Origin of the sequence: Xenophilus sp. (assembly GCF_044462705.1) — a bacterium.
GTDB lineage: Bacteria > Pseudomonadota > Gammaproteobacteria > Burkholderiales > Burkholderiaceae_C > Xenophilus > Xenophilus azovorans.
The window spans coordinates 28,473-51,735 of sequence record NZ_JBIQNC010000002.1 but is presented as its reverse complement, the minus strand read 5'-3'; the positions used below and the strand labels follow the sequence as shown (position 1 = coordinate 51,735).

23 protein-coding genes are annotated in these 23,263 nt (G+C 71.2%); 17 read left to right on the top strand and 6 right to left on the bottom strand.

Annotated elements, in window-relative coordinates:
• Positions 1–64 precede the first annotated feature (64 nt).
• From ACIY1X_RS00900 to ACIY1X_RS00875, 6 genes are all read left to right on the top strand, one after another.
• Positions 65–769 carry an ATP-binding cassette domain-containing protein gene (locus ACIY1X_RS00900; protein ID WP_038217473.1) on the top strand — a complete coding sequence of 235 codons (705 nt, stop codon included), beginning with the start codon at positions 65–67 and terminating at the stop codon, positions 767–769.
• Positions 770–885: 116 nt separating this feature from the next.
• Positions 886–2,121 carry an FAD-dependent monooxygenase gene (locus ACIY1X_RS00895; protein WP_399677302.1) on the top strand — a complete coding sequence of 412 codons (1,236 nt, stop codon included), beginning with the start codon at positions 886–888 and terminating at the stop codon, positions 2,119–2,121.
• Between the two features lie 16 nt (positions 2,122–2,137).
• The gene (locus ACIY1X_RS00890) at positions 2,138–2,917 is read left to right on the top strand and encodes an Asp/Glu racemase (RefSeq protein WP_399677300.1); all 780 of its coding nucleotides are present in this window, start codon (positions 2,138–2,140) and stop codon (positions 2,915–2,917) included.
• Positions 2,914–3,747: an alpha/beta fold hydrolase gene (locus tag ACIY1X_RS00885; protein ID WP_038216726.1), complete on the top strand. Its 834-nt coding sequence runs from the start codon at positions 2,914–2,916 to the stop codon at positions 3,745–3,747. The genes ACIY1X_RS00890 and ACIY1X_RS00885 overlap by 4 nt, the downstream gene beginning before the upstream one ends.
• Before the next feature lie 25 nt (positions 3,748–3,772).
• Complete coding sequence (locus ACIY1X_RS00880) at positions 3,773–4,855, top strand: 2,5-dihydroxypyridine 5,6-dioxygenase (RefSeq protein WP_399677298.1); 1,083 nt, start codon at positions 3,773–3,775, stop codon at positions 4,853–4,855.
• On the top strand, positions 4,848–5,468 hold the full coding sequence (locus ACIY1X_RS00875; RefSeq protein WP_399677296.1) for an isochorismatase family protein: 621 nt from the start codon (positions 4,848–4,850) through the stop codon (positions 5,466–5,468). Before ACIY1X_RS00880 ends, ACIY1X_RS00875 begins: the two co-directional genes overlap by 8 nt.
• Positions 5,469–5,501: 33 nt before the next feature.
• On the opposite strand, the gene ACIY1X_RS00870 is transcribed toward ACIY1X_RS00875, so the two are convergent.
• Positions 5,502–6,188 carry a TetR/AcrR family transcriptional regulator gene (locus ACIY1X_RS00870; RefSeq protein ID WP_399677294.1) on the bottom strand — a complete coding sequence of 229 codons (687 nt, stop codon included), beginning with the start codon at positions 6,186–6,188 and terminating at the stop codon, positions 5,502–5,504.
• 191 nt (positions 6,189–6,379) lie between these two features.
• Here ACIY1X_RS00870 and ACIY1X_RS00865 point away from each other — a divergent pair, with 191 nt between their 5' ends.
• The 11 genes from ACIY1X_RS00865 (at position 6,380) to ACIY1X_RS00815 (ending at position 18,548) form a co-directional block, all read left to right on the top strand.
• A complete protein-coding gene (locus ACIY1X_RS00865) occupies positions 6,380–6,709 on the top strand; it encodes a non-heme iron oxygenase ferredoxin subunit (RefSeq protein ID WP_038216713.1) in 330 nt (109 codons plus the stop codon).
• A 107-nt stretch (positions 6,710–6,816) separates the two neighbouring features.
• On the top strand, positions 6,817–8,127 hold the full coding sequence (locus tag ACIY1X_RS00860; RefSeq protein ID WP_399677293.1) for a sugar ABC transporter substrate-binding protein: 1,311 nt from the start codon (positions 6,817–6,819) through the stop codon (positions 8,125–8,127).
• Between the two features lie 41 nt (positions 8,128–8,168).
• Positions 8,169–9,170, top strand: a complete 1,002-nt coding sequence (locus ACIY1X_RS00855) for an ABC transporter permease (RefSeq protein WP_399677292.1) — start codon at positions 8,169–8,171, stop codon at positions 9,168–9,170.
• Positions 9,167–10,201, top strand: a complete 1,035-nt coding sequence (locus tag ACIY1X_RS00850) for an ABC transporter permease (protein ID WP_399677290.1) — start codon at positions 9,167–9,169, stop codon at positions 10,199–10,201. The genes ACIY1X_RS00855 and ACIY1X_RS00850 overlap by 4 nt, the downstream gene beginning before the upstream one ends.
• A gap of 31 nt (positions 10,202–10,232) precedes the next feature.
• A complete protein-coding gene (locus ACIY1X_RS00845) occupies positions 10,233–11,792 on the top strand; it encodes an FGGY-family carbohydrate kinase (RefSeq protein WP_038216710.1) in 1,560 nt (519 codons plus the stop codon).
• A gap of 2 nt (positions 11,793–11,794) precedes the next feature.
• Positions 11,795–13,300, top strand: coding sequence for a sugar ABC transporter ATP-binding protein (locus tag ACIY1X_RS00840; RefSeq protein WP_399677287.1), 1,506 nt, complete (start codon positions 11,795–11,797; stop codon positions 13,298–13,300).
• A 166-nt stretch (positions 13,301–13,466) separates the two neighbouring features.
• On the top strand, positions 13,467–14,444 hold the full coding sequence (locus ACIY1X_RS00835) for a fatty acid desaturase (RefSeq protein ID WP_399677286.1): 978 nt from the start codon (positions 13,467–13,469) through the stop codon (positions 14,442–14,444).
• Complete coding sequence (locus tag ACIY1X_RS00830) at positions 14,441–15,655, top strand: NAD(P)/FAD-dependent oxidoreductase (RefSeq protein ID WP_399677284.1); 1,215 nt, start codon at positions 14,441–14,443, stop codon at positions 15,653–15,655. Before ACIY1X_RS00835 ends, ACIY1X_RS00830 begins: the two co-directional genes overlap by 4 nt.
• Complete coding sequence (locus tag ACIY1X_RS00825; RefSeq protein ID WP_399677385.1) at positions 15,655–16,761, top strand: alcohol dehydrogenase catalytic domain-containing protein; 1,107 nt, start codon at positions 15,655–15,657, stop codon at positions 16,759–16,761. The genes ACIY1X_RS00830 and ACIY1X_RS00825 overlap by 1 nt, the downstream gene beginning before the upstream one ends.
• A 36-nt stretch (positions 16,762–16,797) precedes the next feature.
• Complete coding sequence (locus ACIY1X_RS00820; RefSeq protein WP_399677283.1) at positions 16,798–17,640, top strand: alpha/beta hydrolase; 843 nt, start codon at positions 16,798–16,800, stop codon at positions 17,638–17,640.
• Positions 17,637–18,548, top strand: a complete 912-nt coding sequence (locus tag ACIY1X_RS00815; RefSeq protein ID WP_157008403.1) for a LysR substrate-binding domain-containing protein — start codon at positions 17,637–17,639, stop codon at positions 18,546–18,548. Before ACIY1X_RS00820 ends, ACIY1X_RS00815 begins: the two co-directional genes overlap by 4 nt.
• Positions 18,549–18,614: 66 nt before the next feature.
• On the opposite strand, the gene ACIY1X_RS00810 is transcribed toward ACIY1X_RS00815, so the two are convergent.
• The 5 genes from ACIY1X_RS00810 to ACIY1X_RS00790 form a co-directional block, all read right to left on the bottom strand.
• Positions 18,615–18,809 (bottom strand): hypothetical protein, encoded by a 195-nt coding sequence (locus tag ACIY1X_RS00810; protein ID WP_399677281.1) that lies wholly within the window; start codon positions 18,807–18,809, stop codon positions 18,615–18,617.
• Positions 18,806–19,987, bottom strand: coding sequence for a PepSY-associated TM helix domain-containing protein (locus ACIY1X_RS00805; RefSeq protein WP_399677279.1), 1,182 nt, complete (start codon positions 19,985–19,987; stop codon positions 18,806–18,808). Before ACIY1X_RS00805 ends, ACIY1X_RS00810 begins: the two co-directional genes overlap by 4 nt.
• A gap of 10 nt (positions 19,988–19,997) precedes the next feature.
• Positions 19,998–22,157, bottom strand: a complete 2,160-nt coding sequence (locus tag ACIY1X_RS00800; protein WP_399677277.1) for a TonB-dependent receptor — start codon at positions 22,155–22,157, stop codon at positions 19,998–20,000.
• Positions 22,158–22,355: 198 nt separating this feature from the next.
• Positions 22,356–22,757: a SirB2 family protein gene (locus ACIY1X_RS00795; RefSeq protein WP_399677276.1), complete on the bottom strand. Its 402-nt coding sequence runs from the start codon at positions 22,755–22,757 to the stop codon at positions 22,356–22,358.
• 22 nt (positions 22,758–22,779) lie between these two features.
• Positions 22,780–23,263: cbb3-type cytochrome c oxidase subunit I (locus tag ACIY1X_RS00790; RefSeq protein WP_399677274.1), on the bottom strand; the 484-nt coding region annotated here is incomplete at its 5' end.

Here is a 23,263-nt window from a genome sequence, read left to right as displayed (position 1 = left end):
CGCGGTCCTCGAGCAACGTGAAACGCACGCCAGCAGGCTGACAGGCAGCGAGCCGGGATCGCCCGTGCTGGAGCTGCGCGACCTGCACGTGAGCTACGGCAGGACCGCGGCGCTGCACGGCGTGAACCTGCGCGTGATGCCCGGCGAGGTGGTGGCCCTGATCGGCGCCAACGGCGCAGGCAAGAGCACCACGCTGAGGGCCATCTCGGGCCTGCTCAAGCCCACGCGCGGCGAGATCGTGTTCCAGGGCCGCAGCATCGGCGGCCTGGCCGCCGACCGCGTGGTGGCGCAGGGCATCGCCCAGTCGCCCGAGGAGCGGCACGTGTGGCCGGCCATGACGGTGGACGAGAACCTCTCGATGGGCGCCTACCTGTGCAAGGGCAAGGCGGAGGTCCAGCGGCGCATGGGCCTGGTCTACGAGCGCTTTCCGCGCCTGAAGGAGCGCCACAGGCAGCTGGCGGGCACCCTCAGCGGCGGCGAGCAGCAGATGCTGGCCATCGGCCGCGCGCTCATGTCCGAGCCGCGCCTGCTGCTGCTGGACGAGCCCAGCCTGGGCCTGAGCCCGCGCATGGCCGAGGAGGTGTTCGAGTTCGTGCGCGAGATCAACGCCCACGGCGTGACGGTGATGCTGGTGGAGCAGAACGTGCACAACGCGCTGTCGGTCGCCACGCGCGCCTACGTCTACGAGACCGGCCGCGTGGTGGCCGAGCGCGAGGCTTCGCGCCTGCTGGAAGACCCTGAACTGCTCAGTGCCTACCTGGGCGGCTGAGCGATGGAGGAGGGTGCCTGCGCACCCTTTTCTCGGCCCTCTCAATTAATTGAACACTTATTTAACCAACGGGTCGAGCGTACTGCCGGCCCACCGGATCAAGGAGTAGCAAGGACATGACCAAGACAATGCGAGTGGGGATCGTCGGCGGCGGCATCGGCGGCGTGGCCCTGGCGCGCGCGCTGCGCCTGCGCGGCATCGACGCCTGGGTGTTCGAGCGCGCGGGCGCCTTCGGCGAGATCGGCGCGGGCGTGCAGATGACGCCCAATGCCGCCAAGGTGCTGCGGGCACTGGGCCTGGGCGACGCGCTGGCGCGCATCGGCTTCCTGCCCGAGGCCATGGTCGGCCGCAACTGGGACGACGCGCGCGAGCTGTTCCGCACCCCGCTGCGCGAGGTGTGCCCGAACCTGTTCGGCGCCGACTTCTGGCACGTGCACCGCGCGGACCTGCACGCCATCCTCTGCGAGGGCATCCCGACCGACCGCGTGCGCTTCGACGTGTCGTGCACCGGCGTGACGCAGGACGCCGGCAAGGCCGTGGCGCACTTCGACGACGGCACGCGCTTCGAGGCCGACCTCATCGTGGGCGCCGACGGCATCCACTCGGCGGTGCGCGACGCGCTGTGGGGCAGGACGGCGTCGCAGTACACCGGCCACATGTGCTGGCGCGCGCTGGTGCCGGTCGAGCATCGTCCCTTGCCCTTCGTGAGCCCCGACGCCTCGTTCTGGATGGGCCCCAAGGCGCACATCGTCACCTACTACGTGAAGGGCGGCGCCGCGGTGAACATCGTCGCCGTCAACGAGAGCGCCGACTGGGTGACCGAGTCGTGGACCGAACCCAGCACGCGCGAGGAGCTGCTGGCCGCCTACGAGGGCTGGCACGGGAACATCGTGCGCCTGTTCGAGAAGACCGACGCGCAGCAGATCTTCAAGTGGGGCCTGTTCGACCGCGACCCGATGGCGCAGTGGTCGCAGGGCCGCGTCACGCTGCTGGGCGACGCCGCGCACCCGATGCTGCCCTTCCTGTCGCAGGGCGCCGCCATGGCCATCGAGGACGCCTACGTGCTGGCCGCCGCGCTGTCGCACTTCGGCGGCGACCTGGACGGCGCCCTGCGCGCCTACGAATCCGAGCGCCGCCCCCGCACCGCCCGCGTGCAACTGGAGGCGCGCGAGCGCGGCCGCACCTACCACCTCTCGACGCCCGAGGAGCAGAAGAAGCGCGACGAGGAGTTCCGCAAGGCCCAGGCCAAGGACCCGAACGCGGTCGGCATCAAGGCCGAATGGGTCTATTCCTACGATGCCACCCGCTGCATCGAGCGCTTCGACGAAAGCGCGGAACCGGCGGTGGCCTGAGCCCGGGAGCGTGGACATGACGAGCAGGACCCACTTCCGCATCGGGCAGATCGTGCCCAGTTCCAACACGACGATGGAGACCGAGATCCCCGCCATGCTGCGCCTGCGCGAGCAGGTGCGGCCCGAGCGCTTCACCTTCCACTCGGCGCGCATGCGCATGAAGCACGTCAACAAGGAGGAGCTGGCGGCGATGGACGCCGAGTCCGACCGCTGCGCGCTGGAGCTGAGCGACGCGCGCGTGGACGTGCTGGGCTACGCCTGCCTGGTGGCCATCATGGCCATGGGCCGCGGCTACCACCGCCAGTCGCAGTCTCGCCTGAGCGCCGCCACCGCGGGCAACCAGGGCGAGGCGCCGGTCATCACCAGCGCCGGCGCGCTGGTCGATGCGCTCAAGGCGATGGGCGTGAAGCGCATCGCGCTGGTGGCGCCCTACATGGTGCCGCTGACCCGGCTGGTCATCGACTACATCGAGCACGAGGGCTTCGAGGTGGCCGACTGGCGCGCGCTGGAGATCCCCGACAACCTGGAGGTCGGCCGCCACGACCCGGCGAAGCTGCCCGGCATCGTCGCCGGGATGAAGACCGGCGACGTGGACGCCATCGTGCTGTCGGCCTGCGTGCAGATGCCCTCGCTGCCGGCCATCGCGCAGGTCGAGGCGGCCACCGGCAAGCCGGTCGTCACCGCGGCGGTGGCCACCACCTACGCCATGCTCACCGCCCTGGGGCTCGAGCCGGTGGTGCCAGGCGCCGGCGCACTGCTGTCGGGCGCGTATCCGAAGAAAGGAGGCACGGCATGAGCGGTGCCAGCACTTTCCTCTACGGCGCGCACGTGCATGCCAACGGTATCCGCCAGCACTACCTGCGCTTCTGCCCCGGCGAGGCGGCGGTGCCGGGCCGCGACGCCATCGTCCTGATCCCGGGCATCACCAGCCCGGCGGTCACCTGGGGCTTCGTGGCCGAGCGCTTCGGGCGCCACTTCGACACCTACGTGCTCGACATCCGCGGCCGCGGTCTGAGCGAGGCGTCCGACGCGCTGGACTACAGCCTCGACGCGCAGGCAGCCGACCTCAACGCCTTCGCCGGCGCGCTGGGCCTTCACCGCTACGCCTTCGTCGGCCACTCGATGGGCGGGCGCATCGCGATCCGCGCGGCATCGAGGCAGCCGGCCGGCCTGACCCGGCTGGTGGCGGTCGACCCGCCGGTCTCCGGCCCGGGTCGCCGCCCCTACCCGGCACAACTGCCGTGGTACGTGGACTCGATCCGCCAGGCCCGCCGCGGCATCAGCCTGGAGCAGATGCGCGCGTTCTGCCCCACCTGGACCGAGGCGCAACTGCGCCTGCGTGCCCAGTGGCTGCACACCTGCGACGAACGCGCCATCGTCACCAGCTTCGATGCCTTCCAGACGGACGACATCCATGCCGACCTGCCGCGCATCGCGGTGCCGCTGATGCTGATGAGCGCCGAGCGCGGCGATGTGGTCCGCGAGGAGGACGTGCGCGAGATCCGCGCCCTGGTGCCCGGCCTGCACGAGCACCGCGTGGCCGGCGCCGGCCACATGATTCCCTGGGACAACGAGGAAGGCTTCTACCGCGCCTTCGGCGACTTCCTCGGCGCCCCCCTGACCTGAACCCGTCACGCAGGAGATTTTTGTCATGGCCATCTGCGATACCGAACTGATCCGCGCCTGGACCCAGGTGCTCACACTGTCCAGGCTCGAGACCGGCGACGCCGTCACCGTACTGACCAGCGACCACACGCACCCGCAGACGCTGCGCTGCGCGATCACCGCCGCCACCATGATGGGCGCCTGCGTGAGCCGGCTGGACCTGCCGCCGGTCAACGGCGAGAAGGCGCTCAGCCGCGACACGCTCGCCTACCTGGGCACCACGCCGCTCACCGGCAACCGCGCCGCCATCGCGGCGCTCAAGGCCAGCGACCTGGTGCTGGACCTGATGACACTGCTGTTCTCGCCCGAGCAGCACGAGATCCTGGCCTCCGGCACCAAGATCCTGCTGGCGATGGAACCGCCCGAGGTGCTGGCGCGCATGGTGCCCACTCTGGAGGACTATCACCGCGTGCAGGCCGGCGTCGCGCTGCTCGAGGGCAGGCGCGAGATGCACGTGACCTCCGCCGCCGGCACCGACCTGCGCCTGCCGCTGGGCGAGTACCCGGTGACGGCCGAGTACGGCTTCGTCGACCAGCCCGGCCGATGGGACCACTGGCCCAGCGGCTTCGCCTTCACCTGGCCGAACGAGGGCGGGGCGCAGGGCCGCATCGTGCTGGCCAAGGGCGACGTGCTGCTGCCGATGAAGAACTACGTGGGCGAGCCCATCATGCTCACGGTGAAGGACGGCTTCGTCACTGCCATCGAGGGCGACGCCGAGGCCGAGCTGCTGCGCGAGTACATCGAGTCCTTCGCCGACCCCGAGGCCTATGCCATCTCGCACGTGGGCTGGGGCCTGCAGAAGCGCGCCTTCTGGTCCACCCTCGGCCTGTACGACCGCGAGGCCACGCTGGGCATGGACGCGCGCGCCGTCAGCGGCAACTTCCTGTTCTCGCTCGGCCCCAACAACGAGGCCGGCGGCAGCCGCACCACGGCGTGCCACATCGACATCCCGATGCGGCGTTGCAACGTCTTCGTCGACGGCCTGCAGGTGGTGAACGACGGCAAGGTGGTGGAGTCGCTGATGCAGCCGCAGAAGGCGCCGGCGCAGGAGGAGCCCGCCCATGCGTGACGAGTCGCAGGTTTACCAGCGCCAGGGCTTCGGCGCCGGGCTGGGCGTGCAGCCGCCCATCGGCCTCCTGATCGTGGACTTCGTGAACGGCTTCGCCGACCCCGGCACCTTCGGCGGCGGCAACATCCCGGCCGCGATCGACCGCACCGTGGGCCTGCTGGCGACCGCGCGCGAGCGCGGGTGGCCGGTGGCGCACAGCCGCATCGTCTACGCCGACGACGACAGCGACGCCAACATCTTCAGCGCCAAGGTGCCCGGCATGCTGGGCCTGAAGGAGCATTCGCCCGCGAGCGCCATCGTCGATGCGCTCGCGCCCGCGGCGGGCGAGCGGGTGGTGCGCAAGAACGTGCCCTCGGCCTTCTTCGGCACCGACCTGGCGCCCTGGCTCACGCAGCGCGGCGTGCGCACGCTGCTGGTGGCGGGCTGCGTCACCAGCGGCTGCGTGCGCGCCAGCGTGGTCGACGCCATGTGCTGGGGCTTCCGCCCGGTGGTGGTGGAGGACTGCGTGGGCGACCGCGCCATCGGCCCGCACGAGGCCAGCCTGTTCGACATGCGGCAGAAGTACGCGGACGTGCTGAGCCTGGAGGCGCTGCGCGGGCTGCTGCCCGCCTAGCTGCGCGGCAGGGGGCGGGGCGGGGAGGGTGCCTCAGCGCGCCTGGAAGCCGCCCACCACGAAGCGGCTCACCTGGTCGATCAGCGCCTCGGTGTCCTCGGGGTCGTACAGCCCCTTGGGCGTCATCTCCTCCATGCGGTGCGTGTCCGAGAAGGCGTAGAGGTAGGTGCCGACCATCAGCGTCACGCGCCAGTAGGCGTCCAGCTCGCCCAGTTGCGGCAGCGCCAGCCGGAAGGCATCCACGTAGCGCTGCGTCGACGAGCCGTAGGCGTGCGTGCGCAGCTTGTACGAGATCTCCGGCGGCTCGGTGTGCAGCCGGGCCTGCAGGCGCAGGAAGGCCCGGCCCTGCGGCGTGGAGCGCAGGGCCAGCGTGGGCGAGAGGAAGGCGTGCACGATCTCGCGCACCGTGGGCTTGCCCTTGCGGGCCAGCAGCGCCTCCAGCAGCTCGGTCCGCTGCCGCGAGATGACCTGGCCGCGGCGCAGGAAGGTCTCCTCGAACAGCCCGTACTTCGAGCCGAAGTAGTAGCTGATCAGCGCCTGCGTCACGTTGGTGGCCGCGGCGATCTCGCGCAGCGTGGTGCCGGCATAGCCCAGCTCCGCGAACTGCGCCTCGGCGGCGTCCATGATCTCGTCGCGGACGGCGCTCGTTCCCTCCGGCCGGCCCGGTCCTCTTTGCTTGACGCGCGTTGCGCGGTTGGGAGTGCCCGTCGTCGTCGCCATGAAATTAATCGGTTGACCAATAACAACGAGTATATGGCTGCCCCACGGCAGCGGGCGGCCGGGCACCAGCATGGGTAGAAACCCTCGATCTTTCGCGGCCGTGTCAATGCGGGCATTGAAACAATGAAATCGACCCCGCCGATGCGGCTTCCTACGATCGGTCCATCGCATCAATCAATGCATGGAGACACATGTCGAAGCCGGAGACCCAACGCTGGATCGCGATCGCGCGCACAGGTGACGTGGAGCCATCTGACGTGCGTCGCTGCGAGGTGGAGGACCGGTGCATCGCGCTCTTCAACCTCGACGGCCGGCTGTACGCGACGGCCGACATCTGCACGCACGCCCACGCCCACCTGTCGGACGGCTACGTCGACGGCGACACGGTCGAGTGCCCGCTGCACCAGGGCCTGTTCCACATCCCCACCGGCCGCGCCATGTCGCCGCCCGTGACGGAGGACCTGAAGACCTATCCGTTGCGCATCGAGGACGGACAGGTGCTGATCGCGCTCGACGCATAGCGTTAACAGGCCCCAGCCTGCGGCCGGGCGCGGCCCGGCCTTTCCCGAGCGTGCGCCGCCGCATCTTCGCGGCGGCGTGAATGCAAGCCCATCAACCGGAGACAAGAATGAACCTCAAGCCCATGGTGCGCATGGCCAGCCTCGTCCAAGCGTTGTCCGCCGCCGCCCTGGCCGGCGTGGCGGCCGGCGCAGCCGCGCAGACTTCCGTGCACGAGCAGCTCAACACGGTGATCGCCAAGTACGCGAAGGTCGACGAGAAGTCGATGACCAATCCCGCCGTCAAGGCCATCTTCGCCAAGGACGGCTTCGCGCAGGAGCTCGAGGCCTACCCGGTGGGCAAGCTTGCCGACGGCTTCGTGTGGAAGCCCGGCATGGGCGCCTCCTTCGTCGGGCCCTACAGCAAGCTGCCGATCAAGGCGCCGTTCACCGACTACCTGCCGCTGCCGGACGGCCCGGTGCTCGATCCGAAGAAGACCTACCGCATCGGCTTCGTCTTCCACGGCTTCAACCACTCGTGGCTGGTCAGCCTCGCCGACACCGCCGCGTGGGAGGCCGCGCGCCACCCCAACGTGCAGATCGACGTCATCGACGCCCAGTACGACGACAACAAGATGGCGCAGGTCATCGACACCTGGGTCACCAAGAAGTACGACGGCATCGTCCTGTGGCCGCAGCGCGAGGCGCCGATGGGGCCGCCGGTGGACCGCGCGATCGCGGCCGGCATCCCGGTGGTGAGCGTCGACCGCCGCACCTCCTCCGACAAGGTCAGCTCCGAGGTCACGGGCAACTTCTACGCCAACGGCGTGCAGCAGGGCATGTACCTGAACGAGGTGCTGAAGGGACAGGGCAACCTGGTGCTGACGCGCAAGGACCTGGGCAGCACCGCCGACTCGATCCGCGCCGGCGGCTTCCTGCAGGTGATCGGCGGCAGCCCCGGCTACAAGATCCTGGGCTCCTACCACGTCAACAGCGACCGCACGCTGACCTTCAAGACCACGGCCGACGCGATGCAGGCCTTCAAGGAGGTCAGCGCGGTCTACACGGCGGGCGGCGAGGAGGCGATGGGCGCGCTCGACGCCATCCGCGAGGCCAAGCGCCTGAACAGCGCGCCCGGCGGCAAGAAGATCGTGATCGTCGCGGACGACGATTCCAAGGAGATCATGCGCGAGGTCAAGGCCGGCAACATCGACATGGTGGCCCCCTACACGCCGCTGATCGGCGACCTCGGCGTGCGCGCGGTCATCCGCCACATCGGCTTCAAGGCCGGCCTGCTGAAGGAGGCGCCGCCGAAGCTGATCCTCACGCCCAACCTGCCGATGATCACGAAGACGAAGATGACGATCGAGGGCGTGCAGACGCTGACGCCGGACGAGTGGCCCTACGCCTTCGGCCCGGACAAGCCCGCGGCCGGACAGTAAGCGGGTCCGTGTTCCACCCAGCCACACCGGAAGAAGCCAGGATGGAAACCACCGTAGCGGCCGACCGCCTGCCCGCCGCCGCGGCGCAGGCCGGTGCATCGCCCCGGCAGCGCCTGAGCCTCGACGCTGTCGCGGGCCGCGTCGCGCTGCTGGTCCTGCTCGTCGCGGCCGCCTCGGTGTTCCAGCCGGCGTTCGCGACGGCCGAGAACGCCCGCACCGTGCTGCTCGCCGTCTCGACGGTGGGCGTGATGGCGCTCGGCATGGCGCTGGTCCTGCTGGCCGGCGAGCTGGACCTGTCGATCGGCGGCGTCGCGGTGATCTCGGGCGTGGTCGGCGGCATGCTGCTGCCGAGCGGCTCGGTGGCGCTGGTCGTCGCCGGCGTGCTGGCGACCGGCGTGGCGTGCGGCCTGGTCAACGGGCTGCTCGTGACCCGGCTGCGCGTGCCTTCGCTGATCGTCACCCTGGGCATGCTCGGCGTGCTGCGCGCGCTGGCCAACATCCTGTCCGGCGGGCAGGCGATCTACCCGGAGGGCAGCGCGGGCTACCTGTGGTTCGGCCGGGGCGCGGTGCTGGGCATCCCGGTGCCGGTGTGGGTGTTCTCGATCGCCGCCGCGGCGGCGATCGTGCTGACCCGTCACGCGCGGTTCGGCCGCGCGCTGTACGCGGTCGGCGGCAACGCCACGGCGGCGGGGCTGTCGGGCATCCGTGTCGACCGCGTGCGGTTGCTGGTGTTCGTCGCCAGCGGCCTGGCGGCCGCGCTGGCCGGGCTGCTGGAGACGGCGCGCCTGGCCTACATCGGGCCGGCCGGCTTCACCGGCATCGAACTCAGCGTGATCGCGGTGGCGACGCTCGGCGGCGTGTCGCTCGCCGGCGGGCGCGGCACCATCGAGGGGACCCTGCTCGCGGCGCTGATCATCGGCGTGGTGAACAACGCGCTGAACATCGCCGGCGTGAGCAGCTACGTCCAGCAGATCGTCACTGCCGCCGTGATCCTGCTCGTGGTGCTGCCCGACAGCCTGCAGCGCAAGGAGCGGGAAGCATGAGCGCACTGCCGTTGACCCGGCCCGAACCCGGCAGCGACGCGCATGCGGGCTCCGCGGCCGCCGCGGTGCTGCGCCAGCCGATGCTGTGGCTGCTCGTCGCCCTGCTGGCTGCCGGCGCGCTCAGCTCGCCGTACTTCCTGAGCGCCGACAACATGGCGAACCTGCTGCGGCAGGTGGCGGTGTTCGGCCTGCTCGCGCTGGGCATGAACCTCGTCATGCTGACGGGCCGCATCGACCTGTCGGTCGGCGCGACGATGGTCTTCAGCGTGATCGCCGCGGTGGAGATCATGGTCGTGGCCGGCGGCATGCTCGACGTGCGCATGATGGGCCGCGGCAACACCTACGTCGGCCCCGTGGCGCCGGTGGCGGCGCTGACGCTGGCCGTCGGCGCGCTGGTGGGGCTGTTCAACGGGCTGGGTGTGGCCTGCGGGCGCGTCGCGCCGTTCATCATGACGCTGGTGACGCTCAGCGCGCTGCGCGGCCTGAGCTACGTGCTCTCCAACGGCCGCCCGTACTACCTGCGCAGCGACGCCTACCGCTGGCTCGGCGAGGCCCGGGTCGGACCGGTGCCGGTGGCGGCGCTCGTGCTGCTCGCGGTGTTTGCCGTGTTCGCCTGGCTGCTGCATGCCCATCTTGCCGGCAAGCGGATCTACGCCATCGGCGGCGACGAGAAGACGGCGCGCTTCGCGGGCGTGCGCGTGGGCCGGTGGCTGGTGGCCGTCTACGTCGCGAGCGGGCTGTGCGCCGCGCTGGCCGGGCTGATCCTGACCTCGCGCGCCAACTCGGTCGATGCGCCCATGGCCACCGGCTACGAGCTCAGCGCGATCGCCATCGCGGTGCTCGGCGGCACCAGCCTGATGGGCGGGCACGGGTCGCCCTGGCGGACGCTGTGCGCCGCGTTCGTCTTCGCGGCCGGCCTGAACCTGCTGACGCTGCACGACGTGAGCGCGTGGTACCAGGACCTGATCATCGGCGTCGTGCTGATCGCCGCCGTCGCGGCGGCCTCGGCGATGCAGCGCCGCGGCGCATGAAGAGAAAACCCCCATCCAAGGAGACGAAGACATGGCCCGCACCCTGATGCTCGGCATCGACATCGGCACCACCAACGTGAAGGCGGTGGTGCTGGACACGCAGACGAACAAGGTGGTCGCCACCGGCTCGCGCGAGCACCCGCTCTTCCACCCGCAGCCGGGCTGGGCCGAGCAGGACCCGAACAACTACTGGAAGGCGGTGGTCGCGTCGATCCGCCAGTGCCTGGACAAGGGCCAGTTCGCCGATGCGATCGGCGGCGTGGCGATCTCCGGCCTGGTGGGCGTGACGCTGCCGGTGGACCAGGCGGGCCGGCCGCTGCGCGACGCGATGATCTGGATGGACGCGCGCTCCGAGCGCGAGTGCACCGAGATCCGCGAGCGCGTGGGGGAAGACACGATCAACCGCATCAACGGCAACCGCGTCGCGCCCTGGTTCATCGAGCCGAAGGCGCTGTGGATCAAGAACCACCAGCCGCACGTCTTCAACGCGACGCACAAGTTCCTCTCGCCCGCGGGGTACTGCACCTTCCGCATGACGGGGACCTTCTCGATCAACACCGGCGACGCCGGCCTGTTCTATCCCTACGAGTACAAGAAGTACCGCTGGAACGAGACCGTGGCCGACGCCATCGGCGTGCCCATCGACAAGTACCCGCGCATCTACCAGTCGCACGAGGTGGTCGGCGAGATCACGCGCCTGGCCTCGGAGGAGACGGGGCTGCCGGTCGGCATCCCGGTGGTCGCCGGCGGCACCGACATCAGCTCGGCGGCGCTGGGCGCCGGCGTCACCCAGGCGGGGCAGGCCTACTACTCGATGGGCACCGGCTCCAACCTCGGGATCATGATCCCGACCGAGCAGGACGTGGACGAGTTCCGCATCCTGAAGTGGCCGCACGTGCTGCCCGGCCTCACGATGTTCGACGCGCCGATGGCCTTCACCGGCGCCTCGCTGAAGTGGTTCCGCGACAACTTCGGCTCGGTCGAGTGGCAGGTGGCCGAACGCGTCGGCCAGAACGTGTTCGACCTGTTCACCGCCGAGGCGGAGCGGGTCGCGCCCAACGCCGACGGCCTGCTGTACCTGCCGTACCTCGGCAATTCACTGGCGCCCAACTGGAACTCGAACGCCTGCGGCACCTTCTTCGGCGTGCGCGCCGGCACCACGCGGGCGCACTTCATCCGCGCGCTGGTCGAGGGCGTGGCCTTCGACCTCTATTCGAACGTCCGCATCGCCCAGTCGGCGGGCGTGAAGCTCGACCGGCTGATCCTCAACGGCGGCCCGACCAAGAGCCGCTTCTGGAACCAGATCACCGCCAACGTGGTGAACCTGCCGCTGGACATCCCCGACGTCAACGAGGCGGCGCCGCTGGGCGACGCGATCCTCGCCGGCGTGGGCGCGGGCATCTACCGTGACCCCTGCGAGCCGGTGCCGCAGATCGCGACCATCAAGCAGACCATCGAGCCCGACGCCGCGATGCACCAGCGCTACGCCGAGTTCTTCGCGCTGTGGCAGGCGGTGTTCCAGGACCTGCAGGGCGCGATGGACCGGCAGCACGCGCTGCTCGACCGCTACCGCCTGGGCCAGGGCGCCTGACGATGTCGGCCATCGGGGCGGCGACTCCGCTGCTGGAGGTGCGCGGCATCGGCAAGCGCTTCGGCGCCGTGGCCGCGCTGCAGGACGTGAGCTTCGACGTGCGGCCCGGCGAGGTGCATGCGCTGGTGGGTGAGAACGGCGCCGGCAAGTCGACGCTGCTGGCCATCGTCAACGGCCTGCAGCAGCCCGACGAGGGCGAGCTCTTCCTGCTCGGGCGGCCGACTCGGCTGGCCGGCCCGCTGCAGGCACGCCGCAGCGGCCTCGCTCTGGTGCACCAGGAGCTGGCCCTGTGCCCGAACATGACGGTGGCCGAGAACCTGTTCCTCGGCCAGGAGCCGCGCAACGCGCTCGGCCGCATCGACGGCGCGCTGATGCACCGGCGCAGCGCGGAGCTGCTGAAGCGCCTCGGCGCGCGGATCTCGCCGCAGCAGCGCGCCGCGACGCTGTCGCTCAGCGAGCGGCAGCTGGTCGAGATCGGCAAGGCGCTGGCCGGCCAGCCGCGGGTGCTGGTGCTCGACGAGCCGACCGCCTCGCTGACCGACGAGCACGTCGCGCTGCTGCTGCAGACGGTGGAGCGGCTGCGCGCCGAAGGCCTCGGCATCGTCTACGTCTCGCACCGGCTGGAGGAGGTGCTTCGCATCGCCGACCGCATCACGGTGCTGCGCGACGGCCGGGTCGCCGCGCGCTTCGGCGCCGGCGAGGCGAACGAGCAGAAGCTGATCCGCGCCATGGTCGGGCGCGAGCTCGGCGAGCGCTTCCCGCCGCGCCAGGCGCCCGCGCGCGGCGCGAAGCTCATCGAGGCCGTGGGCCTCGGGCTGCGCGGCCGCTACCGCGGCATCGACCTGGCCGTGCATGCCGGCGAGATCGTCGGCATCGCGGGTCTGATGGGCTGCGAGCGCGAGAGCGTGATCCGCACGCTGTTCGGGCTGCACGCACCCGACGAGGGCGAGCTGCGGGTGCGCGGGCGGCCGATGCGCTTCGCCGGCGTGGGCGATGCCATCGAGGCCGGCATCGCCTACCTGCCGGCCGACCGCAAGGCCGAGGGGCTGGTGCTCGGCATGTCGGTGTACGACAACCTCACGCTCGGCACGCTGGCGCCGCTCTCGCGCCTGGGCCTGGTGTCCCGGCAGCGGCAGCAGCGCCGGGGCGGGGCGCTGATCGAGCAGTTGCGGATCAAGGCGCCGGCGCCGCACCGCGGCGTGGTCAACCTGTCGGGCGGCAACCAGCAGAAGGTGGTGCTCGGCAAGTGGATGGCACGCGGCGCCGACGTCTGGATCGTCGAGGAGCCGACGCGCGGCGTCGACGTCGGCGGCAAGCAGCACATCTGGGAGGCGCTGCACGGGCTCTCGGCCGAAGGCAAGGCGATCCTGGTGGTCTCCAGCGAGCTGCCCGAGCTGATGGGGCTGTGCGACCGCATCGCGGTCATGAGCCGCGGCCGGATCACGGGCGAGTTCGAGCGCGCGGCCTTCGACCCCGACGCCATCGCCCGCTGCGCCGTGGCGGCCTGACAGGGCAGGGCGGCCGGCGAGGCGCCGCCGATCAATGGGCACGTTCACACAATGAATTGGCCGCCGGCGGGCGTGCCTCCTAGCATCGATCCAGTCTGCCGGCGAGGCGCCGCGCATGGCCATGGCGCCCGGGCAGACGAGTCCACCACTTTGAGGAAGACATTCGATGAGCGACACCACGTTCGGCCGCATGGGGACACAGGAATGGTCCCTGACCGGGCCGGAGAAGATTCCCCGCCAGACGCTCAAGGCGCTGCGGGAGCGCAGCAACGGCCCGGGCCTCGCGCACCTGGCGATCCACGCGCTGGCGCTGCTGGCCACCGGCACGCTCGTGTACCTGGCGAAGGACGTCTGGTGGACCTGGCTGCTGGCGTCCTTCGTGCACGGCACGGTGATCGTGCTGCTGTTCGCGCCGCTGCACGAGTGCTCGCACGGCACGGCCTTCCGCACGCGCTGGCTGAACACCGCCGTCGGCATGCTGGCCGGCCTGATCAGCATGCGGCCCTTCCTGTACTTCAAGTACCGCCACACGGCCCACCACACCTACACCCAGCACGACGCGCTGGACCCGGACATCGTGCCCTTCCCGGACTCGATGCGCGCCTACTTCGCGATGATCCTCGGCGCCTCGTTCTGGCCGAAGATGCTGGGCACCCTCTGGCGCGGGACGACGGGGCGCTTCAGCGCGCTGGAGCTGTCGTTCATCCCGGCCAGCGACGTGCGCCGCGTGAGCTGGGAGATCCGGGGCGCGGTGCTGGTGTACCTGCTGGTCGCGGCCGCCTCGATCGCGCTGCATTCGTGGGCGGCGGTGCTCTACTGGCTCTTCCCGCGCTTCATCGGCGAGCCGGTGCTGCGCGCCATCCGCATGGCCGAGCACACGGGTGCCGAGGAAAGCCCGAACCTGCTCGCCAACACGCGCACCACGCTGGCCAACCCCGTGTTCAGGACGCTGTACTGGAACATGCCCTACCACGCGGAGCATCACGTCGCGTCGTCGGTGCCCTTCCATGCGCTCGGCCGCCTGCACCGCGAGCTGAGGCCGCACCTGGGCTGCCTGTCGACGAGCTACTGGCAGGTGCACCGCGAGATCGTCGGCCAGGTGCTGCACGGCCGGCGCGGGCAACGCGAGGCCGTGCGGCCGTGAACGGGCGCGTGCTCATCGTCGGCGCCGGCCAGGCGGGCGGGCGCACCGCGCAGGCGCTGCGGCGGCTGGGCCATGCCGGTCCGGTGACGCTCGTGGGCGACGAGGCGCTGCCGCCCTACGAGCGGCCGCCGCTGTCGAAGGAAGTGCTGCTCGGCCGCGCCGAGCCCGCATCGCTGCTGCTGATGCAGGACGCGGGCTGGAGCGAGCTCGGCGTCGAACTGCGCCGTTCGGCGCGCGCCGTGGCGATCGAGCGCGGGGCACGCCGGGTGCGGCTGGACGACGGCAGCACGCTGGACTACGACCACCTCGTCCTGGCGACCGGCGCGCGGCCGCGCGCGTTCCCGGGGCCGGTCGAGCCGGGCGCCGAACTGCTGTACCTGCGCACCCTCGACGATGCCCTGCGGCTCGCGCCGCGCCTGTCGCCGGGGCAGCGCGTCGGCATCGTCGGCGCGGGGTTCATCGGGCTGGAACTCGCCGCCACGGCGCGCACGCTCGGCGCCGAGGTGACGCTGGTCGAGGCGGCGCCGCGGCCGCTGGCGCGGCTGCTGCCAGCGGCCTTCGCGTTCGAGCAGATCGAGTTGCACCGCGCACGCGGCGTGCAGGTGCTGCTCGGCCAGGCGGTCGAGCGCATCGCTCCCGGCCGGATCCACCTCACGGATGGCCGCTCGGTCGATGCCGACACGATCGTCGTCGGCATCGGCGCATGCGCCAACGACGAACTGGCCGCCGCCGCGGGGCTGGCGGTGCGCGACGGCATCGTCGTCGATGCCGCGGGCCGCAGCAGCGACCCGGCGATCCACGCCGTCGGCGACGCGGCCCGGCACGTGGACGCCGGCGCGGGGCTCGACCACCGCCTCGAATCCTGGCGCAACGCCGAGGACGGCGCCCAGGCGGCGGCGGCCTCGATCCTGGGCCTGCCGCCGCCGCGCCCGCCGGTGCCCTGGTTCTGGACGGACCAGTACGGCCGCAACATCCAGATCGCCGGCCGGCCGGACGACGGCCACCGCTGCGTCGTCCTGGACACGCCGGACGACGGCCCGCGCCTGGCCTGCTACCTGGACGGATCGGCGCGCCTGCGCGGCGCGATCGGCATCGACTGCGCCCGCGAGCTGCGCCGCGCGATGAAGCTGATCGAGCGGGGCGAGCCGGTGGAGGACGGCGCGCTGCCCGTGCCGCGTGCGCGTGCCCTGTCCGAGGCGGTGGCCACGTGATCGCGAGCCGAGCCGCCATCCTCACGGCGCCGGGCAGCCCCTTCGTCGTCGACACGGTCGAGGTCGCGCCGCCGCGCCCCGGCGAGGTGCTGGTGGAGATCGCCGCGAGCGGCCTGTGCCACACCGACCTGACCGCGATCGAGGGCAGCAACGCGAGCTGCGTCTACCCGGCGATCCTCGGCCACGAGGGCGCGGGCCGCGTGGTCGAGGTCGGCCCCGAGGTGCGCGGCCTCGCGGTGGGCGACCACGTGATCCCGCTCTACGGGCCGGAGTGCGGCGCCTGCCGCATGTGCCTGAGCCGGCGCACCAACCTCTGCTGGTCGATCAAGCCCACGCGCGACCGCGGCGTGATGCCCGACGGCACCTCGCGCTTCCGCTGGCGCGGCGAGGTGGCGCACCACTTCATGGGCACCTCGACCTTCTCGCGCTACACCGTGGTGCCCGAGATCGCGCTGGCGAAGATCCGCAAGGACGCGCCGCTCGACCGCGTCTGCCTGCTCGGCTGCGGCGTGACCACCGGCGTCGGCGCGGCGCTCGACGACGTGCGCGAGGGCGACACGGTGGTGATCTTCGGACTCGGCGGGATCGGCGTGAACATCGTCCAGGGCGCCCGCATCGCCGGCGCCGGCCGCATCATCGGCGTGGACCTGCATGCCTCGAAGGAGCCTCTGGCGCGGCGCTTCGGGCTGACCGACTTCATCGACGCCTCGCGCGAGCCGGGGCGCGTGACCGAGCAGGTCCGCGCGCTCGGCGGGGGCGGCGTCGACGTGGCCTTCGAGTGCACCGGCCACACCGGCGTGATGCGCCAGGCGCTGGACGTGTGCCAGGTGGGCTGGGGCACCTGCGTGCTGCTCGGCGTGGAGCCCGCGGGGGCGGAGATGGCGGTGCCGCCGGTCGCGGTGCGCTACGGCCGGACCCTGAAGGGCAGTTACTTCGGCGGCGTGAAGGGGCGCAGCGGCCTGGGCCGCTTTGTCGACCTCTACATGGATGGCAAACTCGAACTCGACCCGTTGATCACGCACCGGCTCGACCTGGCCGACATCGACGAGGGCTTCCGCCGCATGCAGGACGGCAGCGCGCTGCGCAGCGTCATCCACTTCGAATAGCTGCGGGGCCGACAAGACAAGCAAGGAGACGACACGATGGAGATCGATCCGCCGATCGAGCGGCAGTATGTGTTTTCGGATCGGTACCCGTCGCGCACGGCGGTCTATGCCGAGATCGCCGCGGCCAGCACGGCCGCCCGCGCGCAGCCGCCGGCATGGCTGGACCAGCCCTACGGCCCGCACCCGCGCGAATGCATCGACCTCTTCCCGGGGCGCGACGGGTGCCCGCTGCTGGTCTTCGTGCACGGCGGCTACTGGCGCAGCCAGCGCAAGGACGACTACGCCTTCGCGGCCGGCGCGCTCCGGCAGCACGGCTTCTCGGTGGCGGTGATCGGCTATCCGCTGGCGCCGCAATGTCCGATGCCGGACATCGTGCAGAGCCTGCGCGCGGCGATGGGCTGGCTGCACGGGCCGGGCAGCACGCTGCTGCCGGCCTGGCGCGGCACCGTCGTCGCGGGCCATTCGGCCGGCGGCCATCTGGCGGCGATGCTCGCCTCGGACCCGGACTGGCGCGATCGGATCGCCGGCTGCCTGGCGCTGAGCGGCCTGTTCGACCTCGCGCCGCTGGCGCGCACCTCGATCGGCGCGGACGTGGGCATCGACGATGCGCTCGCCGGCCGGCTGAGCCCCCTGGCGCGGCCCGCGGGCGCCGGCTGGCTCCTCGCCGCCGTCGGCGCCGAGGAGACGCCCGCGTTCCACGACCAGGCGCGCCGCTATGTGGCGCACTGGTCGGCGGGAGAGGGCGGAGCCGACGCGGCGCAGATGCTCGTCGTGCCCGGGGCGGACCACTACTCGATCCTGCGCCAGATGGCCGGCCCGGACGGGCCCGTCATGCGCGCGCTGCTGGCCCGGACCCGCGCCGCGGTGGAGGCGTCGTGAAAGTGGTGGAGCGGGACATCGAACGCAGCCTGCCCTTCGTCAACTTCAACCAGCTGCGTTCCTTCTACGCGGTGGCGCAGGAGATGAGCTTCACGAAGGCGGCGAAGCTGCTGCACGTCGGCCAGCCGACGCTGACCGTGCAGGTGCGCGCGCTCGAGGAGCGCTACGGGGTCGAGCTGTTCCTGCGCTCGGCGCGGGGCCTGCAGATGAGCACCACCGGCGAGGCGCTGTTCGCCATCGCCAAGCAGATCTTCCTGCACGAGGAGCAGGCGGTCGAGCTGCTGCGCTCGGTCAACGGCGAGGTCGCCGGGCAGCTTCGCGTCGGCACGGTGGGCCCCAGCTTCGTGATGAAGCTGGTGTCGCAGTTCCGGCAGGCCTTTCCGCTCGTCCAGGTGCGGCTGGACAGCGACAACTCGCAGGGCGTGATGCGCAAGATCCTCGACGCCGTCACCGACGTCGCGATCACCGGCAACCCCGGCGACGACCCCCGGCTCTATTCGGTGCGCCTCGGCTCGCACGAGGTCCAGATCTTCGTGAACCGCGATCACCCATGGGCGCAGTTCGAATCGGTGAAGCTGCGCCAGCTCGACGGCCAGCCGATGATCATGCGGGAGGCCGGATCGATGACGCGCGATGCCATCGAGGCGACGATGGCCGAGCATGGCGTGCGCCCGCTGGTGGTCATGGACGTCCCGCGCGAAGCGGTGCGCGAGGCCGTGCGCGAGGGGCTGGGCATCGGCATCGTGTCGGAGGCCGAGATCCGGGAGCACCCGGACCTGCATCCGCTGCGCATCTCGGACTTCCCGAGCTACACGCAAAGCCACGTGATCTGCCTGCGCGCGCGGCAGTTCTCGCGGCCGATCGCCGCCTTCCTCGACCTCGCGGAAGCGCAGGCGCGCGGCCGCTGAGGCGTCGGGAAGCGTCCCGCGGCTGCCCGTCGCCCCGGGGATATGCCCGATCGACGAAGGGCGGCTTCAGCTGCGCCGCCGCCAGGCCAGGGCCACCGCGGCGATCGGCGCCAGGATGGCCAGCCAGGACAGCGCATCCCACGGGCCGTCGCCCAGCAGCGCCGACACCAGGCCGACGACCGTGGCCAGGCCCAGCAGCACGGGCACGCGGAATACCTCGCCGGCCGACTGCGGGTGGTCCGTGCGGGGCGAGCGGTTCACGACGTCACCTCGTTCGCGCCGCCGTGGCGCAGCGCGTGTGCCGGCACCGGGCCCGCGTCGGCCAGGTCGTCGGAAGCAAGGTCCGGCGCCGTGGCACCCTTGGGCTTGCGCAGCCACAGGTACAGCCCGCTGCCCAGCACGGCGATGGCGAACAGGTCGAGCAGCGCCCACAGCAGCTTCAGCGGCAGGCCGCCGTAGTCGCCGAAGTGCAGCGGCTGCGACAGGAACAGCGTCTTCACGTACCACGGCATGTCGCGCGAATCGGTGAGCCGCCCGGTGCCGGCATCGACCAGTGCCGGCTTGAGCAGGCGCGAGGTGACCGGCGTGCCGCCCCTCAGGAAGAAGGTGTAGTGGTGCGGGCTGGAGAACATCGTGCCCGGGAAGGCCACCAGCCGCACCTCCATGTCGGGCACTGCCTCGCGCGCGGCGCGGATGGACGCCTCCAGGTGCGCCGGCCGGGTGACCGGCGGCAGGCCCTTGTACGGCGCCGTCATCTCGGCCATCTGGTCCATCTGCCAGATGCCCAGGATGATGCGGTTGAGCGTGTTGATGGTGCCCGTCAGGCCGACGACGCAAAGCCAGACGACGGTGACGATGCCCAGCAGGTTGTGCCAGTCGAGCCACTTGATGCGCGCGCTGCGCTGCGTGCGCAGCGCGCCGAACTTCAGCCGCCGCATGAAGGGGTGGTAGAGCACCACGCCCGACACGATCGCCACCACCATCAGCAGCCCCATGAAGCCCAGGAACAGCATGCCCGGCAGGCCGGCGAACATGTCCACGTGGAGCTTGAGCATGACGTACATGAAGCCCTCGTTCGTCTTCGGCTCGTCCAGCACCCTGGCGGTGCGCGAGTCGACGATGACGGCGTTGTTCTCCTCCGGCGGCGCATCGACCGAGCGGGCCATCGACACGTAGGTGATGTCGGGGTGCTCGTCCTGCTCCCAGAACATGTAGCGGATCACCTCGCCGGGGCGCCGCGCCAGCGCCGCCTGCGCGATCCGGTCCAGGCTGACGTTGGGCGTGCCCTCGGGCATGGGCGGCGCCTCGACCACGCCGCTCAGGTGCTCGATCTCCTCGTGGAAGATCAGCGGCAGCCCCGTCAGGCACAGCAGCAGCATGAACAGCGTGCAGACCAGGCTGCTCCACTTGTGGACCCAGGTCCAGGCGCGGGTGGACATCGCCTTCGCCTCAGAGGTCGACGCTGGCCGACAGGCTGAAGGTGCGCGGCGAACCCACGAACAGGTAGCCCGCCGTCGCGGTGCCCCAGTAGCTCTTGTCCAGCAGGTTCTCCACGTTCAGGCGCAGGGTGACGGGCTTGCCGCCGACCTTCATCGCATAGCGCACCCCGGCGTCGATCCGGTTCCAGGCCGGGATCGACAGCGTGTTGGTCGCGTTCACGGCGGTGCTGGCGGTGTGGATCACGCGCCCCGTCAGCGTCAGGCCGGGCACGAACGGCGTGTCCCACTCGGCGCCCAGGTTCAGTTGCCACTCCGGCACGCCGATCGGCTTCTTGCCCTCGAGCTGCGCGGTCGCGGCCTTGGTGATCTTGCCGTCCATGTAGGTGACGCCGCCCAGCACGCGCACGCCGCGCGTGACTTCGCCGGCCAGGGTGGCCTCGATGCCGCGGTTGCGCTGCTCGCCGAACACGCCGAAGGTCGAGCCGGAGATGCCGGCGCTGGGCTTGGTCAGCTCGAACAGGCTGACCGTCGCCATCATGCGGTTGTCCAGGTCGAACTTGGCGCCGATCTCCTTCTGCTTGGAGATGTACGGCGGCAGGACTTCGCCCGGGTTGGTGATGGCTGCGCTGGTGGGCGCGGTCTCGCCTTGCGACAGGCCCTCGACATAGCTGGCGTAGAGCGAGATGTCGGGTCGCAGCTTGAACACGACGCCGGCGAAGGGCGTGGTCTCGCTCTCGTCGTAGCGCGCCCCGCTGGGCAGGCCGGTGGTGAAGTTGTAGCTCTGCCCCTCCACCTTCTGGCGGCGCAGGCCCAGGGTCACCAGCAGCCGGTCGTTCATGAACGACAGGGTGTCCGCCAGCGCCACGCTGCTCAGCTTGCTGTGGTTCATCGGGCGCAGCGGGTTGTGGATGCCGGCGATCGAGGGGGTGGCCGGCAGCAGGCCCGCGTACAGGTTGGACGTGCCGGGCGGGAAGCCGGTGTAGAAGCCCAGTTGCTGCTCCAGGTCGAGCCGGGTGACGCCGAGCGCGAGGCTGTGGCCCACCGGACCGGTCGAGAAGGCGGCCCGCAGCCCCGCGTCCAGCGACTCGCTTTCCACCGTCATCCGCTGCCAGCCGCCGAAGTACGAATAGTCCCCGGCGGTGTTGAGGATGACCGGGTTGGCCGCCACCGCGCCCCAGTTCAGCTTGCGCCGACCGTAGGCGGCGTAGGCGGTGACGTGGTCGGTGATGTCGTACTCGACCTTGGCCAGCGCCGAGCCGTGGCGCCCGTCGGACCAGCCGAAGCCGGGGTAGGGCAGGGTGTTGTCCGGCGCGCGGGGAATGGCGATGAGCGTCGGGCCCGCCTGGAACTGGCGCACCACGTTGTCGATGCGCTCCTTCTGCCACAGCAGGTCCAGCGAGGCGCGCAGCGCGCGCCCGCGGTAGTCCAGCCCGACGGAGCCCAGGCTCTCGCGCGTCGACTGGCCCCTGATCCGCGTGTCGCCTTCGCGATGCATCGCGTTCACCCGCACGCCGAAGGCGCCGTCCGGCCCGAAGCGCCGGCCGATGTCGATATGCCCGCCGAGGACGGACTTCGACGACATGCTGGCCGTGATGCGCGTGACCGGCTCGCTGCCCGCGCGCTTGGGCACGAGGTTGACCACGCCGCCGACGCTGCCGGACGGCGTCATGCCGAACAGGGCGGCGGAAGGGCCCTTGATGATCTCCACGCGCTCCACCGCCTCCAGCGGGGCGCGCCAGTAGGGCGTCAGGCCGAACACCCCGTTCAGCGCGAAGTCGCCGCTGGGCACCTGGAAGCCACGGATGATGATGTCCTCGTTGATGTTGGAGCGTGCGCTGGCCATGCGCACGGAGGGGTCCATCGCCACCACGTCGGCCACCGAGCGGGCCTGGTCGTTCTCGATGGCCTCGGTGGTGTAGCTGGTCACGCTGAAGGGCGTGTCCATGACCGGGGCGTTGCCCAGGATGCCCATGCGCGCGCCGCTACCCACCTGGCCGCCCGGGGCAGGGGGCGGCGCTTCGTCCACCGCGCCGCGGTGGTCGGTGACGGTGACCGAGGGCAGCGTCTCGGCTGCCGCGGGCTCGCCGGGCGCCGCCGCGGCGCCATCCGCGGCCTGTGCCAGCGCCGCGCCGCCGCACATCGCCGCGCTGGCGGCGAACGCCAGTTCCATCGCGATCGCCAGGCGCGATCCCGCGCGCTTTCCGTGCCCGTTGCCAAATGCCCTGCGCGTCATAAACCCTCTTTCAATGAACAGCGCATGATAATGATTTGCATTTAATTCGTGAAGTGAGTGTGTCCAGTTGGAGTCGGCGCTTGGCGGCCACGCGCCGCCGGCGACGGTCTCACTGCGAGGGCGGCCGACGCCCCTTCAGCCCCACCACCTCGCCAGCAGGCCGAGCGGATGGTGCGCGCGCGCGATGCTGTAGACCATGCCGAACGCCAGCAGCGCCGCCAGGTAGCACCATGCCCGCGCACGGCGGCTGCGGGCGCGCCGCAGCGCCAGCACGCCCAGGACGATGTACAGCGCGAGGAACGCCAGCTTGCTGTAGAGCCAGCCGTTCGCGAACATGGCGCCGGGGAGCATCGACACCAGCATCAGCGCGGCGGTGAGCAGGGCGGTGTCGATGCCGTAGCTCGCGATGCGCACGGCGGCGTGGCGGGGCCAGCCCATGCCGGCCAGCACGCCGGCGCCGCGCGCCGCGAAGAGGGCGCCGCTGGCCAGGGCCAGCCCGATGTGGATCAGTTTGATCTGGGGATAGAACTCGAACATCCGCGGCCCGGTCGCTCGCCGTTCAGCGGCTTGTCGCGCCCGCGCCGGATGCCAGGGGCTGGCGGGAGCGCGGGCGCACCCACAGCCTCAGCACGAACCAGGCGAGCGCCAGCGCGCCGATGCTGAAGACGACGTCGCCCGGCACGCGCATCCAGATCAGCAGGTCGACGATGGGCTTCTGCATGAACTCCGCCGAGCGCGCATACCAGTAGCCGTGCTCGATGGCGGCCAGCAACTGCAGCGTGCCCAGCGGGAGCAGCGTGAGCACGGCCATCAGCGCCAGCCCGATGTTCAGCGCCCAGAAGCTCAGGCGCAGGGTCCTCTCGTTCCAGGCCTCCTGCGGCCGCAGGCCGCGCACGCAGAACAGCACGAGCGCGATGCCCAGCATGCCGTAGACGCCGAACAGCGCCGTGTGCCCGTGCAGCGGCGTCAGGTTCAGGCCCTGCATGTAGTACAGCGACAGCGGCGGGTTGATCAGGAAGCCGAACAGCCCGGCGCCGACCAGG

Bases quoted from the DNA above. Each gene is read 5' to 3' on its own strand.
- ACIY1X_RS00895 (WP_399677302.1), top strand. From the start codon at position 886: ATGACCAAGACAATGCGAGTGGGGATCGTCGGCGGCGGCATCGGCGGC.
- ACIY1X_RS00890 (WP_399677300.1), top strand. From the start codon at position 2,138: ATGACGAGCAGGACCCACTTCCGCATCGGGCAGATCGTGCCCAGTTCC.
- ACIY1X_RS00885 (WP_038216726.1), top strand. From the start codon at position 2,914: ATGAGCGGTGCCAGCACTTTCCTCTACGGCGCGCACGTGCATGCCAAC.
- ACIY1X_RS00880 (WP_399677298.1), top strand. From the start codon at position 3,773: ATGGCCATCTGCGATACCGAACTGATCCGCGCCTGGACCCAGGTGCTC.
- ACIY1X_RS00875 (WP_399677296.1), top strand. From the start codon at position 4,848: ATGCGTGACGAGTCGCAGGTTTACCAGCGCCAGGGCTTCGGCGCCGGG.
- ACIY1X_RS00870 (WP_399677294.1), bottom strand. From the start codon at position 6,188: ATGGCGACGACGACGGGCACTCCCAACCGCGCAACGCGCGTCAAGCAA.
- ACIY1X_RS00865 (WP_038216713.1), top strand. From the start codon at position 6,380: ATGTCGAAGCCGGAGACCCAACGCTGGATCGCGATCGCGCGCACAGGT.
- ACIY1X_RS00860 (WP_399677293.1), top strand. From the start codon at position 6,817: ATGAACCTCAAGCCCATGGTGCGCATGGCCAGCCTCGTCCAAGCGTTG.
- ACIY1X_RS00855 (WP_399677292.1), top strand. From the start codon at position 8,169: ATGGAAACCACCGTAGCGGCCGACCGCCTGCCCGCCGCCGCGGCGCAG.
- ACIY1X_RS00850 (WP_399677290.1), top strand. From the start codon at position 9,167: ATGAGCGCACTGCCGTTGACCCGGCCCGAACCCGGCAGCGACGCGCAT.
- ACIY1X_RS00845 (WP_038216710.1), top strand. From the start codon at position 10,233: ATGGCCCGCACCCTGATGCTCGGCATCGACATCGGCACCACCAACGTG.
- ACIY1X_RS00840 (WP_399677287.1), top strand. From the start codon at position 11,795: ATGTCGGCCATCGGGGCGGCGACTCCGCTGCTGGAGGTGCGCGGCATC.
- ACIY1X_RS00835 (WP_399677286.1), top strand. From the start codon at position 13,467: ATGAGCGACACCACGTTCGGCCGCATGGGGACACAGGAATGGTCCCTG.
- ACIY1X_RS00820 (WP_399677283.1), top strand. From the start codon at position 16,798: ATGGAGATCGATCCGCCGATCGAGCGGCAGTATGTGTTTTCGGATCGG.
- ACIY1X_RS00805 (WP_399677279.1), bottom strand. From the start codon at position 19,987: ATGTCCACCCGCGCCTGGACCTGGGTCCACAAGTGGAGCAGCCTGGTC.
- ACIY1X_RS00800 (WP_399677277.1), bottom strand. From the start codon at position 22,157: ATGGAACTGGCGTTCGCCGCCAGCGCGGCGATGTGCGGCGGCGCGGCG.
- ACIY1X_RS00795 (WP_399677276.1), bottom strand. From the start codon at position 22,757: ATGTTCGAGTTCTATCCCCAGATCAAACTGATCCACATCGGGCTGGCC.